The sequence below is a fragment of the Danxiaibacter flavus genome (assembly GCF_041060425.1).
GTDB classification, from domain to species: Bacteria; Bacteroidota; Bacteroidia; order Chitinophagales; family Chitinophagaceae; genus Danxiaibacter; species Danxiaibacter flavus.
Window position 1 is genome coordinate 1 of sequence record NZ_JAULBC010000006.1, and the last position, 17033, is coordinate 17033.

Annotated in this window: 8 protein-coding genes; 6 read left to right on the plus strand and 2 right to left on the minus strand. The window is 42.4% G+C overall.

The window, feature by feature from the left end:
* On the plus strand, positions 1 to 7150 hold a 7150-nt coding region (locus tag QTN47_RS17340), incomplete at its 5' end, for a T9SS type B sorting domain-containing protein (protein ID WP_369330669.1).
* Between the two features lie 391 nt (positions 7151 to 7541).
* A complete protein-coding gene (locus QTN47_RS17345) occupies positions 7542 to 8234 on the plus strand; it encodes an MgtC/SapB family protein (protein WP_369330670.1) in 693 nt (230 codons plus the stop codon).
* Between the two features lie 164 nt (positions 8235 to 8398).
* Here QTN47_RS17345 and QTN47_RS17350 read toward each other — a convergent pair whose 3' ends face one another.
* Positions 8399 to 8716: a YHS domain-containing protein gene (locus tag QTN47_RS17350; protein WP_369330671.1), complete on the minus strand. Its 318-nt coding sequence runs from the start codon at positions 8714 to 8716 to the stop codon at positions 8399 to 8401.
* A 551-nt stretch (positions 8717 to 9267) separates the two neighbouring features.
* On the opposite strand from QTN47_RS17350, the gene QTN47_RS17355 reads away from it, so the two are divergent.
* Together QTN47_RS17355 and QTN47_RS17360 are read left to right on the plus strand one after the other, a co-directional pair.
* A complete protein-coding gene (locus QTN47_RS17355) occupies positions 9268 to 12507 on the plus strand; it encodes a SusC/RagA family TonB-linked outer membrane protein (RefSeq protein WP_369330672.1) in 3240 nt (1079 codons plus the stop codon).
* Positions 12508 to 12525: 18 nt separating this feature from the next.
* A complete protein-coding gene (locus tag QTN47_RS17360) occupies positions 12526 to 14157 on the plus strand; it encodes a RagB/SusD family nutrient uptake outer membrane protein (protein ID WP_369330673.1) in 1632 nt (543 codons plus the stop codon).
* A gap of 260 nt (positions 14158 to 14417) precedes the next feature.
* On the opposite strand, the gene QTN47_RS17365 is transcribed toward QTN47_RS17360, so the two are convergent.
* A complete protein-coding gene (locus tag QTN47_RS17365) occupies positions 14418 to 14627 on the minus strand; it encodes a cold-shock protein (protein ID WP_369330674.1) in 210 nt (69 codons plus the stop codon).
* A gap of 268 nt (positions 14628 to 14895) precedes the next feature.
* Here QTN47_RS17365 and QTN47_RS17370 point away from each other — a divergent pair, with 268 nt between their 5' ends.
* Positions 14896 to 16146 carry a DEAD/DEAH box helicase gene (locus QTN47_RS17370; protein WP_369330675.1) on the plus strand — a complete coding sequence of 417 codons (1251 nt, stop codon included), beginning with the start codon at positions 14896 to 14898 and terminating at the stop codon, positions 16144 to 16146.
* Positions 16147 to 16185: 39 nt separating this feature from the next.
* Positions 16186 to 16446: a short-chain dehydrogenase gene (locus QTN47_RS17375; RefSeq protein WP_369330676.1), complete on the plus strand. Its 261-nt coding sequence runs from the start codon at positions 16186 to 16188 to the stop codon at positions 16444 to 16446.
* Positions 16447 to 17033 lie beyond the last annotated feature (587 nt).

Consider the following 17033-nt stretch of genomic DNA (forward strand, 5'->3'; position numbering starts at 1 on the left):
TGCGATGACACCTGTATGTGAAGGTTCAGACCAACTTCTGACAGCAACAAGTACCACAGCCGGTGTAACCTATAACTGGTCAGGACCAACACCGCTGGTAGTAAATAATGATAAAGCTACAATCAAGGCGGCAACAGTAGCATCAAATGGCAGCTATAGTGTATCAGCAACATTAAATACCTGTACCTCTAAATCTGCTACAGTAGATGTTGCGATCAATCCAATGCCAGTTGTGCCCACTATTGCAATGATCCCTGTATGTGAAGGTTCAGATCAACTACTAACCGCAACAAGTACCACAACGGGTGTAACTTATAATTGGTCAGGCCCTAAACCGTTGGTAGTAAATAATAATAAGGCAACAATCACGGCGGCAACCGTAGCATCAAATGGCAGCTACAGTGTATCAGCAACCTTAAATACCTGTACCTCTAAATCTGCTACAGTAAATGTTGCGATCAATCCAATGCCTGTTGTACCCACTATTGCGATGACACCTGTGTGTGAAGGTTCCGATCAACTCCTGACAGCAACAAGCACGACAACGGGCGTAACTTATAATTGGTCCGGCCCCAAGCCGCTGGTAGTAAATAATGACAAGGCTACTATCAAGGCAGTAACCGTAGCAGCAAATGGTATCTATAGTGTATCTGCAACATTAAATACCTGTACCTCTCAATCTGCCACAGTAAATGTTCAGATCAAGCCAATGCCAATTGTACCCACTATTGCGATGACGCCTGTGTGTGAAGGTTCCGATCAACTCCTGACAGCAACAAGCACGACAACGGGCGTAACTTATAATTGGTCCGGCCCCAAGCCGCTGGTAGTAAATAATGACAAGGCTACTATCAAGACAGTAACCGTAGCCGCAAATGGTATCTATAGTGTATCTGCAACATTAAATACCTGTACCTCTCAATCTGCCACAGTAAATGTTCAGATCAAGCCAATGCCAGTTGTGCCCACTATTGTGATGATACCTGTGTGTGAAGGTTCAGATCAACTCCTGACAGCAACAAGCACAACAACGGGTGTAACTTATAATTGGTCAGGGCCGAAGCCGCTGGTAGTAAATAATGACAAGGCAACAATCACGGCCGCAACCGTAGCCGCAAATGGCATCTATAGTGTTTCTGCAACATTAAATACCTGTACCTCTCAATCTGCCACAGTAAATGTTCAGATCAAGCCAATGCCAATTGTACCCACTATTGCGATGATACCTGTGTGTGAAGGTTCCGATCAACTCCTCATAGCAACAAGCACGACAACGGGCGTAACTTATAATTGGTCGGGCCCCAAACCGCTGGTAGTAAATAATAATAAGGCAACAATCACGGCTGCAACGGTAGCCGCAAATGGTATCTATAGTGTTTCTGCAACATTAAATACCTGTACCTCTCAACCTGCTACAGTAAATGTTCAGATCAAGCCGATGCCAGTTGTGCCCACTATTGCGATGACGCCTGTGTGTGAAGGTTCAGATCAGCTCCTGACAGCAACAAGTACAACAACGGGTGTAACTTATAATTGGTCAGGGCCCAAGCCGCTGGTAGTAAATAATGATAAGGCAACAATCACGGAAGCAACCGTAGCTTCAAATGGTATCTATAGTGTATCAGCAACATTAAATACCTGTACCTCTCAATCTGTTACAGTAAATGTTCAGATCAAGCCAATGCCCGCGATGCCGACTATTGCGTGGTTGCCAGTGTGCGAAGGCTCAGATTTGGATATGACAGCAAGCACGAACATTCCGGGGGCAACATTCAGCTGGACCGGCGTAAATAATTTCACTGCAAGAGGAGCAACGGCAACCCTTCCACAAGCTACCCGTAAGGATAACGGAACTTATAATGTAACGGCTACTTTAAATGGATGCCCTTCTCTTGTCGCCAGTACTTCTGTGACGTTAAAAAATGTTCCTGCCAAGCCTACGGTTGATTGGATAGCAGTTTGTGAAGGGAACGACCTTAGCATGAAAGCAAGTACCGATTTGTCTGGAGTAAGCTTTGCCTGGACGGGAGTAAACGGCTTTACTGCGGCAGGAGCTACAGCAACGTTGACAAAAGCAACGCGGAACAACAACGGTATTTATAGTGTAACGGCTACTTTAAATGGATGTCCTTCTCTTGCCGGCAGCACTTCCGTTACGCTGAAAAATGTTCCTGTAAAGCCCAGTATTACATGGGCATCCATATGTGAGGGAAAGGATCTGACATTGCTCGCGAAGACGGATCTCGCAGGCGTGGACTTTAGCTGGACCGGTGTGAACAGTTTTACTGCAAATGGCTCCACTGCAGTGGTACCCGCTGCTACAAGAAATAACAATGGAGTTTACAGTGTTACTGCGTCGCTGAACGGTTGTCCTTCTGCCCCAGGATCAACAACTGTAACGGTCAGGAACACGCCTAAAGCGCCTTCTATAAGTGTGCCATCCATTTGCGAAGGAAGTGATCTTACTTTGTCTGCAACTACCGACTTAGCGAACAGCGTTTTCGATTGGACAAGTGCAGGCAATTTTTCAGCCAAAGGAGCATCTGTAACATTTGCAAAGGCCACTATCAAAAACAACGGTGATTACTCGGTTACTGCAACGCTTAATGGATGTCCGTCCAAACCTGCAACTGCTACAGTCGCTATAAGAGTAATGCCCCTTGTGCCAACTGTTGCATGGAACACTGGTTTGTGTGAAGGAACTGATCTAAAACTCTCTGCAGCTACCACTACCGCGGGTACAATAGCTTATGCATGGAGCGGACCAGCCAGCTATTCATCGTCAACACAAAATCCGACAATTGCCAATGCCACCGTTAAAGCCAATGGCACCTATTCTGTAACTGCTACGTTAAACGGTTGTACATCGCAGCCTGCAACTACAAATGTGACAATTAAGGTGATGCCGGTTATTCCAACTGTTGCCTGGAACAGCGGGCTTTGCGAAGCAAGTGATCTTAAACTATCAGCCAGCACAACAACTCCGGGAATCATTGGTTATAACTGGACGGGGCCATTGAGTTTTACTTCAAACATTCAAAATCCTGTAATCACCAATTCAACCATAAAGAATAATGGAACATACGCTGTAACTGCTACCTTAAACGGTTGTACTTCCAAACCTGCAACAGCAACAGTAGCGGTGAAAGTAATGCCTGTGGTTCCGACAGTTGCCTGGAATAATGGTCTGTGCGAAGGTACCGATCTGCAATTGTCTGCAGCAACAACCACACCAGGCGTTATTAGTTACGCATGGTCCGGACCAGCCAGCTATTCATCAAACGTACAAAAGCCGGTTATAGCTGCAGCTACTGTTAAAAACAATGGCAGCTATTCAGTAACGGCGACGTTAAACGGCTGTACGTCCAAACCTGGAACAACAACTGTAGCAGTGAAAGTAATGCCACTGGTTCCAACAGTTGCATGGAACAGCGGTGTTTGTGAGGACAGCGATCTGAAATTATCAGCAAGCACAACAACTGCAGGTGTGATCGGCTATAATTGGACCGGGCCGTTGAGTTTTGCATCCAATGTTCAAAATCCGGTAATTACCAATTCAACTATAAAGAATAACGGAACCTACGCTGTAACTGCTACTTTAAACGGCTGTACCTCTAAACCAGCAACAACAACTGTTGCTGTGAAAGTAATGCCTGTAGTCCCTACAGTTGCCTGGAATAATGGTCTGTGTGAAGGAACCGATCTGCAATTGTCTGCAGCAACAACCACACCTGGCGTTATTAGTTACGCATGGTCCGGACCTGCCAGCTATTCATCAAACGTACAAAAGCCGGTTATAGCTGCGGCTACAGTTAAAAATAATGGTAGCTATTCTGTAACCGCTACATTAAATGGCTGCACCTCCAAACCTGCAACAACAACTGTAGCAGTGAAAGTAATGCCACAGGTTCCAACAGTGGCATGGAATAATGGTGTTTGTGAGGACAGCGATCTGAAACTGTCAGCCAGTACAACAACTGCAGGTGTGATCGGCTATAATTGGACCGGTCCATTGAGCTTTGCATCAGCTGTTCAAAATCCGGTAATTACCAATTCAACTATAAAGAATAATGGAACTTACGCTGTAACAGCTACATTAAACGGCTGTACATCCAAACCGGCAACAGCAACAGTTGCGGTTAAGGTAATGCCAGAAGTGCCTACAGTTGCATGGAACAATGGCTTGTGTGAAGGCACAGATCTGCAATTATCTGCAGCTTCTACTACAGAAGGCAATATCAGCTATGCATGGTCAGGCCCGGCAAATTATTCATCAACTTTACAAAAACCAGTCATTACCGGAGCTACCGTTAAAAACAACGGTGATTATAGTGTGACAGCAACATTAAACGGTTGTACATCCCAACCTGCAATAACAACAATAGGTGTTAAAGTAATGCCGCAGGTGCCAACAGTTGCATGGAACAATGGTTTATGTGAGGGTAATGATCTAACGCTGCACGCAGCTACATCTACAACGGGAAGTATTGTATATAGCTGGAGCGGACCTTCTGGTTTTACTTCAGCTAAACAAGATCCTGTTATTAGCGCTGCTACAATAAAAGATAACGGTAATTACAATGTAACCGCATCTTTAAACGGGTGTACTTCATTACCGGCAGTCACTGCCGTAGCAATTAAGGTTACTCCGTTAGCGCCCGTGATCACCTGGAACTATCCGGTTTGCGAAGGAAGCGATCTGCAATTAAATGCAAGTACTTCAACACAGGGAGCTATTAAATACAATTGGAACGGCCCGTCAAATTATTCTGTAGCTGACGTGCAGAACCCATTAATCGCTTCTGCAACAGCAGCGGGACAGACAGGAAAGTACACGGTAGTGGCAGTATTGGACGGATGTTCATCTGCACCAGCAGTTTCAGATATTGTAGTGAAAGTGATGCCGAAAGTTCCTGTGATTAAATGGAATGATCCGTTGTGTGAAGGAAACGATCTTCTGCTAAGTGCAACGTCAAACACACAAGGCAATATTCTGTATAGCTGGACAGGTCCTTCAGGGTATTCATCACTCGTTCAGCAACCAGTGATCAAAAATGCATCATATGCTGCGAATACCGGTGCGTATGCTGTAACTGCAACTTTGAATGGTTGTACTTCTGCACCTGCAGCAACAGTTGTTTCTGTTAAAGAAGTACCGAAGATACCTTTGATACAGTCTGTTGGTCCGTTATGTGAAGGAACAGACCTGCAACTGACTGCAACATCATCTATTGTTTCAGACGGAACAATTCAGTACAACTGGACTGGTCCTTCCGGTTACACATCAAACGTTCAAAATCCTTTGATCGCTGCAGCTTCATCAGTTACCAATACGGGAGACTATACGGTTTCAGCTACGCTGGATGGATGCACATCTGCATCATCAACTATAAACGTTTTAGTAAAATTGCGCCCTGCAAAACCTGCTATCCAGGCCAATGATCCCTTGTGCGAAGGAAGTGATCTTCAGCTTAAGGCTGAGACAGAAACTGCAGGTGCAATCCGCTATAGCTGGGCGGGTCCTGCTGCATTTAAATCCAGCAAGCAAGGGTTTACCATTCAATCCGTAAGTTTATCTGAAAACGCTGGTATGTACGCTGTAACGGCTGTACTGGACGGTTGTGTGTCAGAACCTGCTACCAGGAATATAATTGTAAAAGTTGTTCCGGCTGCCCCTTCAATTACTTCAAATGCACCGTTATGTTTTGGTACCGATTTGTTGATGAATGCATCAACTGTTACGCCCGGAAATGTAACATATAGCTGGACTGGTCCCGACGGTTTTACCTCAAATGAAGCTAATCCTTCAGTTGCAAAAGTAGATCTTGATGCTGCGGGCGTATATCATGTGGCTGCAACACTTGATGGATGTACTTCTGCAGCGGCTGATCTGCGCGTTGTTGTTAACAGCCTTCCTGCGCCGCCTTCTGTAAGAAATCCGTCGGCTGTATGTGCAGGTGGTGGAAGCATTCAACTTGCAGATTACATAACAAGCGGGCAAAATGTAACATGGTTTACTGATGCTCAGGTTTTGATTGGAGCAACGGCACCAACGCTAACCCGGGAAAATGCCGGAAACTTTGTGTACTATGCAGCCAATAATTCACCGCAAAACTGTCGCAGTGAGCTGGTAAAAGTTACGTCCGTTGTTCACGAAAATCCTTCAGCTACAGCGCGCAAAAAAGATGTTTCCTGCCTCGGTGGGTCTGATGGAAGAGTAGATCTTGTTGTATCCGGCGGACAGTTTCCATACAGGTTTAAATGGAGCAATGGAAGCAACGAGCGAAGCCTGGTTAATGTATCATCCGGTGTGTATAATGCGATGGTAACAGATACAAGGGGATGTAATGCAAGAAGTTCAGATGCAGTGGTGAATGACGGTGTAAATCCACCTGCTCCAATTGCACGCAGCATTGATTTGTGCGAAAGTGGTGGTACTGTAATGTTAAGCGCAAAGGGAGCTAGCGGAACCAACCTGCAATGGTACACATACGAAGGAACGCCATTGTCATCAGCTCCTTATATCGATAAAGGTGGTCCTGCTTCTTATGCCTATTATGTAAGTAGCAGAAGTGCACTTGGATGCGAGAGTGAAAAAACATTTGTTTCCGCAATGGTAAGATCAGCTCCTAAAATAACAACCATAAACAAGCATGAGCCGGATTGTAACGGTTATGAGAAGGGTTATTTTGATGTGGTAGCTGATGGCGGCTGCAATAATTCCGCATACACATTCAAATTGCTTAATACAATGCAGGAGCAATCGACCGGCATGTTTAACAATGTTGCTCCGGGAACTTATAAAGTACAGGTTTCAGACGAGTGTGGATGTTCTACAACTCAGGATGTTGAACTTGGCATAACGATGAACGACTGCGATGTTCTGATGCCGACCGGCTTTACACCGAATGGAGACAAGAACAACGATGTCTTTAGGCCGGCTGCTTATGGTAAGATCAGCGATTATAAATTGCAGATCTACAACCGTTGGGGGCAATTACTGTTCGAGAGTGAAGTTCCTGGTAAAGGATGGGACGGAACTTATGGAGGAAAAGATCAGCCTGTTGCCACTTATGTATGGCAGATGTTCTATAAAAATGCGCAGGGTGAATCCCGGTATAAAAAAGGTACAATCGTACTGATAAGATAGTGTTTCGCGCCTCATCATAGCTACGCTGTTCACAGCGTCACTTGTTTACCTCGCCGCAAATGCAGCAATGCAGTTTGCGGCTTTTTTATGAAGATTAAGTTTCTTTTAATAAGTATACTGTTTAATTGAATTAAACATTGTTTAGTATTGTTTTACTTTCAATGCGATAGAGCGTATTTTTTATGCATGCTTCAATATTATTGAAATAAGCAACATCCAAACAGTAGTGCTCTTCAAATCTGAGTACTTCGTACTTCGTAGATCGTACTTCTTTGGAAGGATTTTCGTTAATTCAACGACATTGATGCATGCTTATTGATTGAGTAATATCGTTGATGATCGAAAGCTGCCTCCAATTGTATAATTCACGTAACTCTCAAATAACTATGCCATGATAGAAGGATTAAGCTGGCAGGAAACGATTTTGCGGCTTTTACTTGCAGCTATATTGGGCGGCCTCGTCGGAATAGAGCGTCAAAGGCTGGAGTGGGCGGCCGGCTTGCGCACGCATATGCTTGTGTGCTTAGGATCATCACTTATTATGATGGTTTCTTCTTTTGGCTTCTCTGATATTCTCGGAACGCCCAATGTTAACCTGGACCCTTCCCGCGTAGCGGCACAAGTGGTTAGTGGCATTGGTTTCCTTGGTGCAGGCACCATTCTTTTTTTAAAGCATGAAGTTGTGCGTGGCTTAACAACGGCTGCAGGATTGTGGACGGTAGCCGGTATTGGATTGGCGGTAGGAGGAGGAATGTATATTGCCGCGTCTGCAGCCACCGTGCTGGTATTGATTGTACTTGTACTGGTAAAGCCTTATAAGAAAAAGATCACGCGAATGACGCAGCCCAACGAAATCTATCTTGCAGCAAAAAAGAAAGAGGGTATACTACAATATGTGGAAGGCGTAACTGAAAATAATAACCTGGTAGTGACTGATATTAGCATTCATCACTCGGATAAAAATGAAGTAGAACAGGTTTATATCAAATTCAGTAAAAATACAGATGCGGGATCGTTGCGCTCCGCTATTGATGCATTTAATCAAATGCCGGGCATACAGGTGGTAAGGTGTAAGATCAAATAATTCCCTCGCTTTATAACGGACAAGGGTTTATGCAGATTAGTCAGGTGTCAGGTATCAGGTATCAGGTGTGAAACAATCGCCTTAGTTTTAAGCTTTGGGCTTTAGGCTTTGAGCTTAAAGCTTAACTGAATCTACATAAACCCTTGTCCGTTATATTTAAGTTGCTATTGTGTTTTCAGCTGAAGCTGTGTTATAAATTGTTCGGGATTTTGCAGGAATGTAGCCTTACATTCTTTGGAGCAAAAACCAATTACATGATTTTTGTAATGAGCAGTATCGCCAATTCCGGCTGTTACAGGCATACCGCATGCAGGATCTTTAATATTGTCTACCATTGATGCTGTGTACATAGAAGCATGCATTGTAGTATCCGTTTTTTTATCAGCCGCTTCAAACGTTTGTTTTGAATCGCCGTTCTTACAAGCCGCGAAGTATAACGGGCTTGCGAGCAACATCGCTTGCAGAAAAATTTTGTTTGTCATCTTAGCATTTTTGAAAGGTTACCTTCAGTACGAATGGAACTATTTAAGCCCGATAGTAAAAAAGGCTTGAAAAGGTAAAAAAAAATCCCGGTTTCAAATTTCGGTAAAAGTTATTTTCCTCCCATTTTACATGAACGGTAGAACCGGGCAAAATGATCCGAGGTTTTTTTGATCCCAGAGGTTTCTAGAGGTTTTACTTGTTCGGCTGAAAAACGATGAATAATACAACCGGTTGTCAAACTCATAGGCATCAGATTTTTGATTTGCTATATCTCCTGAATGGATATATCAATATTTTTTCTATTAATAGAATATGGGGCTTAAACTCATTATTTGCATCAAAAAATGTCATCTCTCGCCTAGTATGTTCAGAAATTATTGTATTTTAAAGAAACCTTTATAAATCTTTAAAATATTAATGTGAATTTCAGTTAAATGTTAAAGGTTGCTTAATGCAACTATAAATGCTGATTAAAGGTTATTAAACAGGATGAATGGTCTTAGAGCATGTTTAATGGTTTTCTATTTTTAGAGAACTAAAACTACTGCTAATGAGAAAATTAACTATCACAGTTCTTTTATGTATCCTCTGTTCCTTAAACCTCCTCTCTCAAACCACAACCATTTCAGGAAAAATTACCGATGAAAAAGGCGCTGCACTCGAAGGCGCATCCATCCTGGTTAAGGGTTCCAGACAGGGGACAGTATCATCCGCAACAGGCGCATTTTCTATTCATGTAAAAGACGGCGGCAAGCTTGTAATTTCGGCATTGGGCTACGAAACAAAAGAAGTTGCTGCAAGTGAGAACATGGTAGTCCAGATGGCCTCAAGTGTTCAATCACTCAGCGAAGTAGTTGTTACGGGGCTTGGTGTGGCAACATCCCGTAAAAAGACGGCTATTTCTGTTGAGTCAGTTACGTCGGATAAATTACCGGCAGCACCTACGGGGTCTATTGACCAGGCACTTGTCGGCAAAATTCCCGGGGCACAAATATCATCTATTGACGGAACGCCCGGTGCTAAGATTAACATCCTGCTGAGAGGTATAAATACCATTCAACGGGGTACAATGCCGATTATTCTTGTTGATGGTGTGCAGGTTGGTGCAACTGATATCAACTCACTTGATCTCAGCAATATTGAAAGGGTGGAAGTTATACAGGGTGCAGCTTCAGCAACCATTTACGGTGCGCAGGGTGCAAACGGTGTTATTCAGCTTTTTACTAAAAAAGGAAAGCAGGGTAAGATAAACATAGACTTCTCTTCCAGCTATAGTGATAACGCATACATCAATAGCGGAAACGTGCACAAAGCACGATTGCATAGTTTCAGAACGGATAGTGAAAACAATGTTGTAGACGGTTCCGGTAATATCATCAAAGTAGAAGATGATGGTACTTATGCCGGAATTGCATGGGCTTATCCGGCAGGCAACGGCAATCCGACTGCAATGTCAAATCCTTTAAACATCGTCAATAAAAAATACGATCACAACCTGCAATACTATGATCATTTCAAGCAGTTGTTTAAGAACGGTTACTCCATCAACAACAATCTGAATGTTTCGGGTGCAAACAATAAGATGGATTTTGCCCTTACGCTTTCCAATAACAGGCAGGAAAGTAACATCCGTAACAACGGATATGTGGACAGAACCAATTTTACAGCAAACGTGGGAACACAACTGTTTAATGGCTTTACACTACGATCCATTACACAACTGGTTTATACAAAAAATACATTGCATCCATTTTATGGAGAAGGGAGGAACAATATTTACAACATGCTGAATACTTCTCCTTTCTTTGATCTTGAACACAAGCTTGCAGATGGAACCTATCCCTTCTCGCTGAATGCGGGTACTATTAGTGTAAATGGTTACAATCCCAATTATGATTTTGAATACACAAGCGGCGAAGACAATAAAGTTGACGTTGTACAAAATTTGCAGGCGAATTATAAGGTGAACAAATTTGTTGAACTGGATGGTAAATATGGTATCAATTACAAGAAACAGGATATCAAGTGGATCTTCCAGAACCAGTCAGGCAATTTGAACTCAAATAGCCAGGAATCATGGCAATATCAATACAACAGCAACGATAATACAGGTGAGATCGACAATTTCTCCTACACAACAACCTTCCAAAACCTGTTGCTTTCTGCTTACATTAAAACAGACTTTCAGAAGGACTTCAACTCAAGATTACCCATTACAACCAGCACTCAGATCTCTTACGATTACAGGAAGAATATGTACAAGCAATACATTACTTACGGTGTAGGCTTGCCGTCGTATCCAATCTATAATCTCAACCAGACAAGCAGCCAGGCGGTTGTTGGCAGATTGTCTGACGGAACACAAGGAGACTATGTAGAACCGTTTGTGACCTATGGATATCTGATCAATCAGAAAATAGATTTCGGTGATTTTGGTGGGATATCCGGAGGCTTTAGAAGTGATTATTCCTCAGCATTCGGCAAAGGCTCTACGCCATTTACTTTTCCACGTGCAGATGGTTATATAAGACCTTCTTCATTTGACTTCTGGAAAAATAGCAAGATCGCAAATGTATTACCTGAGGTTAAGTTGAGAGCCGCCTACGGAGAGGCTGGTATTCAACCATTACCATTCGACAGGTACCCAACATTAAATACGGGTAATATTGGAAGCAGTCTTTACTTCTCATTACCAACTTCACAAAAAAATCCAAACCTGCAGGTAGAAGTTTCAAAAGAATTTGAAGCAGGAACAGATATTGCTATCAATGGTGCCAGAAATGGAGATTGGTTCAAAAACTTCAATTTCAGTTTTACATACTGGACACGTAAAGGAGAGAACGTTATTTACCCTGTAAGCATTGCGCCTTCAACAGGTGGTTCAACCTTGCAGAACAATTCGATATTCCTCTCGTCTCACGGGGTACAAGCATCCTTAAACATGGAAGTACTGCATACGCGCGATCTTACATGGAACTTTACAACAAACTTTGGCAAACAGACCTCTAAAATTGACAGGATAAATGGTCCTGATATTATACTTACAACAAACGCGGGAAGCACCAGTCTTGTATTAAAAGCAGGTGATAAAATTGGTCAGATTTATGGTTACAAAGCTTTCAGAAGTTTTGATCAGAAGAAACAGGACGGAACTCCTTATATCGATAAAGCTGATTATGGAAAATATCAGTTGGTTAATGGCTACCTTGTTGATACGGCGACAAAAGGCGTTCAGTTTACCAATGAAGCATATGCATTTGGTGATCCTAATCCGAAATTCAATGCATCATTCATTAACTCATTTTCTTACAAAGATTACCTGCTTTTCTCCTTTCAGTTTGACTGGGTAAATGGCAGTCATTTATACAACCAGACAAAAGAATGGATGTATCGTGATGGTATCAGCGGAGACTATGATAATGCTGTTACAATAAACGGGCAAACTGCTGCTTATACTGCTTATTACAGAAGTGTGTATGCTGATTATTTCGGCGCACGCAATGGCCCGGCCCGTAACGGAACCAAAGATTATTTTTATGAAGATGCTTCGTTCTTAAGGTTAAGAAATATCTCGATCGGGCTTGATTTCGCAAAACTCTTTTCAATTAAAAATGTGAGAAGACTGCAACTGGTGCTTACCGGCAGAAATATCCTGACTGTTACAAAGTACTCAGGATTTGATCCGGAGGTAAGTTCAGGTACAACCAACTCTGCATTTGACAGAGGTATAGATCATAGCTCTATGCCAAATGTAAGATCGTACCAGGTGGGTTTAAATCTTGGTTTCTAATCCTTTAAAATTGAAAAGATGAAAAGACATACACTTTATACTATAGTACTAACGGCATTGTTACTTGGCGGAATATCCTGTAAAAAACAGCTGGATGTCGAGAATCCCAACCAGCCAAGTTTATCCAATGCACAAACAGAATCCGGTATTATTTCGCTTGCAATGGGCGCCGTGTATATCAACGGCTTCCAGGGAGTAGATCTCGGCGATTTAAACTGGTTGGGTGATACCTATTTTTCGCTGGCTATAGGTTTTCATGAGTTGCTTGGTGATAATATTTCCGCAGAAGCATCCAATCAGAACATTAACGTGGTGAACCTTCCTGATTATGTAATTCTTGATAACGGAAGTAAGATAACTAACTCTTCGCCATCCAAAAGCGTAATGCGTATCAGTAATTCGCGTGATAAAAGGGCATCAAATGCATTCTATTATGAATGGTCATATTTGTATTCCATGAACAACGCCTGCAATAATGTGCTGGATCTGGTTGATGGAACTACATTCTCCGGCGATTCCGCAACAAAGAAAAATACCATTAAGGCATGGGCTTATTTCTGGAAAGGATTTGCGTATTCAAGAATTGGTTCTATCTATTATTCTGCAGTAATTACAAATACGACCAATGCGCAGGTGAGCGATTATAAACTGCATGACGAGATTGTTACAGAAGCCAACAAATATCTTGATATGGCGGCTTCAACATTACAGGGTATTAATAATGCCGGCGATTATACAGACGTATTAAGTAAGCTGATTCCTTCCTTTACACAAACCGGTCACGGTGGTGTATTGACGACAGATATGTGGGTGCACAATATTAATACACTTAAAGCAAGAAATCTTTTGGTGAACAAGGCTGTAACTGCCATGACCGCTGCAGACTGGAAAACCATTTCGGATCTGAGCGCAGCAGGCGTACAGGAAGGCGACTATGTATTCACAGGAAGAACAACGGATATTAACGGGTTCTTCTCCGCGGGCGCCGGATCTGTAGCAGCTATGACGACTGGTAATCCTAATAATACAACGTTCAAAATAAGCGAGCGCCTGATACAGGATTATAAAACAGGCGACAAGCGACTGGATAATAATTTTTCTCTTAAGACTTATCTTAACCAGGTTGGGGGTTTTACATTCAGTACAAGATATGCTTTGGTTGATGCAGGTAATGGCATAGCCGGAACGGCTGTACTTACTGATAAAACACCGGGTAACTATGAGCTATACATTGCCGGAAGTTATGAAGAGAATGCACTGATGCAGGCCGAATCTAAAATATATGCAGGAGATATTGAAGGTGGTCTGCAATTAGTAGATAAAGTGAGAACTTACCAGGGTGCAGGTATTGCTGCCGTTGCTGGTACGGGCTTAACCCTTGCACAGGCAAAAGAGGAGTTGAGAAGGGAACGCAGGGTTAGTCTTGTTTTCAGAGGAACATCTTTTTATGATGCAAGAAGATGGGGTGTTATTTATGATGTAAGCAAGGGGGGAGGACGTAGAGGTTGTGTAGTGCTCACACCTCAGAATGAGTTAAATACCAATGCTACCATCAACTATAATTTTCTTGATTACTGGGACGTGCCTGCGGATGAGTCAGATATTAATATTCCTTCTTCTGGAAGCGCTCCAATCAAGAATCCTGACTAGGATAGCATAATAACTGAAGCTGTATTGTATTAAGCAGCGATCGGTAAATCAATAATGGTTTTGGTTCTCTTCATAGACGATTGACAAATGAATGCACTTGCGAAAGCGGGTGCATTTTTACTTATGGCAGTTGATGTGTCCGGGTGAATTAAATGAATAGAAAGCGTTCGTGACAGACAACGAAAAAATAAAAAAAAGCACCTCATGTAGTGAGGTGCTTTTGTGCAGGGTATTGTTATAAACAATGTCAGGTAATAGTGTTACTGTATCTTTTTCACATTAACCGCCTGCGGTCCTTTTCTGCCATCTTCCACATCAAATTCCACATGGTCATTTGATTGGATTTTGTCAATTAAGCCATTGGCATGCACAAAGGTTTCTTTGGATGAATTATCGTGTTTAATAAATCCAAACCCTTTTTCTTCATTAAAGAATTTTACTGTGCCCTGATTTTTAGTACTGGTGCTCATATTTGTTTGTTATATAAGCAACAAGGTAGTATATAATCTCCGGCTTTAGGGAAAAACATTTGAGGAAAATCGCCACTCCAATGTTTTGTGAAATTTTTACCAAATAAAGAGCTACCTTCGCGAATTAAAATATTCTCCTTAAATAAAAGACTAGATAATCTTTCCTTCACTGACAAGCTTTTCCAGTCTCATTATGAGTAATATATAAGGCCCGCTTTTACAGACTATTATAAGCTGCCTCTCACTTTTTAAACAAAAAAGAAATATTTTGACATTTCAGGATTTACAACTTTCAGAGCCAATATTACGTGCATTGACAAAAGAAGGGTATACTCAGCCCACTCCGATTCAGGAGCAGGCGATACCGGTTGTTTTAAAGCAACGTGACTTATTGGCCTGCGCCCAAACCGGTACCGGTAAAACGGCTGCATTTGCATTGCCGGTAATACAGTTATTATTAAATGCTCCTCAACATAGCAAAGGTTACAAGCACATAAGAACATTGGTAATTACGCCTACGCGTGAGCTGGCGTTACAGATTGACGAGAGTTTTGCCGCCTACGGAAAATATACCGGCCTAAAGCACGATGTTATTTTTGGTGGCGTTTCTCAACATGCACAAACCATTGCTTTAAGGAATGGGACCGACGTACTGATTGCAACACCCGGCCGCTTGCTGGATTTAATGAACCAGGGATATATTCATCTTGCCCATCTCGAATTTTTGGTAATAGATGAAGCCGACCGTATGCTTGATATGGGGTTTATTCACGATATCAGGAAGGTTATGCGGGAGTTGCCTAAAGAACGGCAAACCTTATTCTTTTCCGCAACCATGCCGCCGGAAATAGCAAAGCTTGCGAATGCACTATTGCAAAACCCGGTAAAAATTGAAGTCACTCCGGTTTCTACTACAGCCGAGAAAGTTGATCAAACAATTTACATGGTAGCAAAACAGGATAAGTCATCCTTATTACTGCATTTGCTCCGTGAAAAGGATATACAGCGTACGTTGGTTTTCACACGTACCAAATATGGTGCGGATAAAATTGCCAAGCACCTTAACCAGGCCGATATCAGAACTGCGGCTCTGCATGGCGATAAATCACAGGAAGCACGTCAACGTGCACTGCATAATTTTAAAACAGGACGTTTGCGTGTTTTGGTGGCCACAGATATTGTAGCCCGTGGTATTGATGTTGATGACCTGTCTCACGTAATTAACTATGACTTGCCTGAGGTTCCGGAAACCTATGTACACAGGATTGGAAGAACAGGGCGTGCTGATAAAAGTGGTATCGCAATTTCTTTCTGCAGCAGGGAAGAAAGGGCAAACCTGAGAGATATCCACCGCGTTACAGCCCAGGTAATTCCTGTTACCGAGGATCATCCGTATCACTCAAGACAGGCAGAAGCGCCTGCGCAACCCAACAACAAACGCAAGCCAAAGAAAAAGCCTTATCCCCAAAAAAGACGTGAACCTGCAAGGATGGCTAATCAAAATGCCAACCAGGTTTAATTATACGGATGGGTATTATCTAACTTAAATTTGAATTGTATGAACGTTGAAGAAATTGAAAAATTCCTGGACAAACAGGAGAACACCGGTGATAAAAAAGTGAAGATAGATTTTAAGAAGCGTGATAGCATTTACGGTGTTTTTGTAAAGGGAAAGGATTACGGCGATCTGAAGGAGAAAAACTTCTGGCGCGTGGTAACCTTGCCAAATGTAGATGCGTGGAGGAAATCAAACGATCTGAATTTTGCTAAAATTTTCAGTGGAAGCGAATTCTCCAGGCTTACTTTAAAAGATAAATAGGACTCGGATTTTTGAATACTTAAAAGGCTGTGCAGTTTAAATATTGCACAGCTTTTTTATTGCGGTAAATAGAATGTATTTATTCGTCATGTCGGGATGAATGTGTAAAAGAGGGAATTACGGGACAATGGCCAATAGGTATTCTAACTTTCCCGTAGGGAATTAAGCTCAATAGAAATGATTGAATCGGGAACTTCATAGCCCGTTAGTGCTTTAACCAATGAAAGGGTTAATGTCCTACGGACAAGGAGAACATGAATTATTGACTTTTCTATTGAGCTATAAGCCCTACGGGCTATCGACACCAAGCGTACTGTCACCACCTTTTGATGGTAATTAACCAAATTCGCTGGTACCAATGACAGATTTTATAACGTTGCAATTTTTCCCGTAGGGAATTAAGCTCAATAGAAATGATCGAATAGGGAATTTCATAGCCCGTTAGTGCTTTAACCAATGAAAGGGTTAATGTCCTACGGACAAGGAGGACATGAATTATTGACTTTTCTATTGAGCTATAAGCCCTACGGGCTATCGACACCAAGCGTACTGTCACCACCTTTTGATGGTAATTAACCAAATTCGCT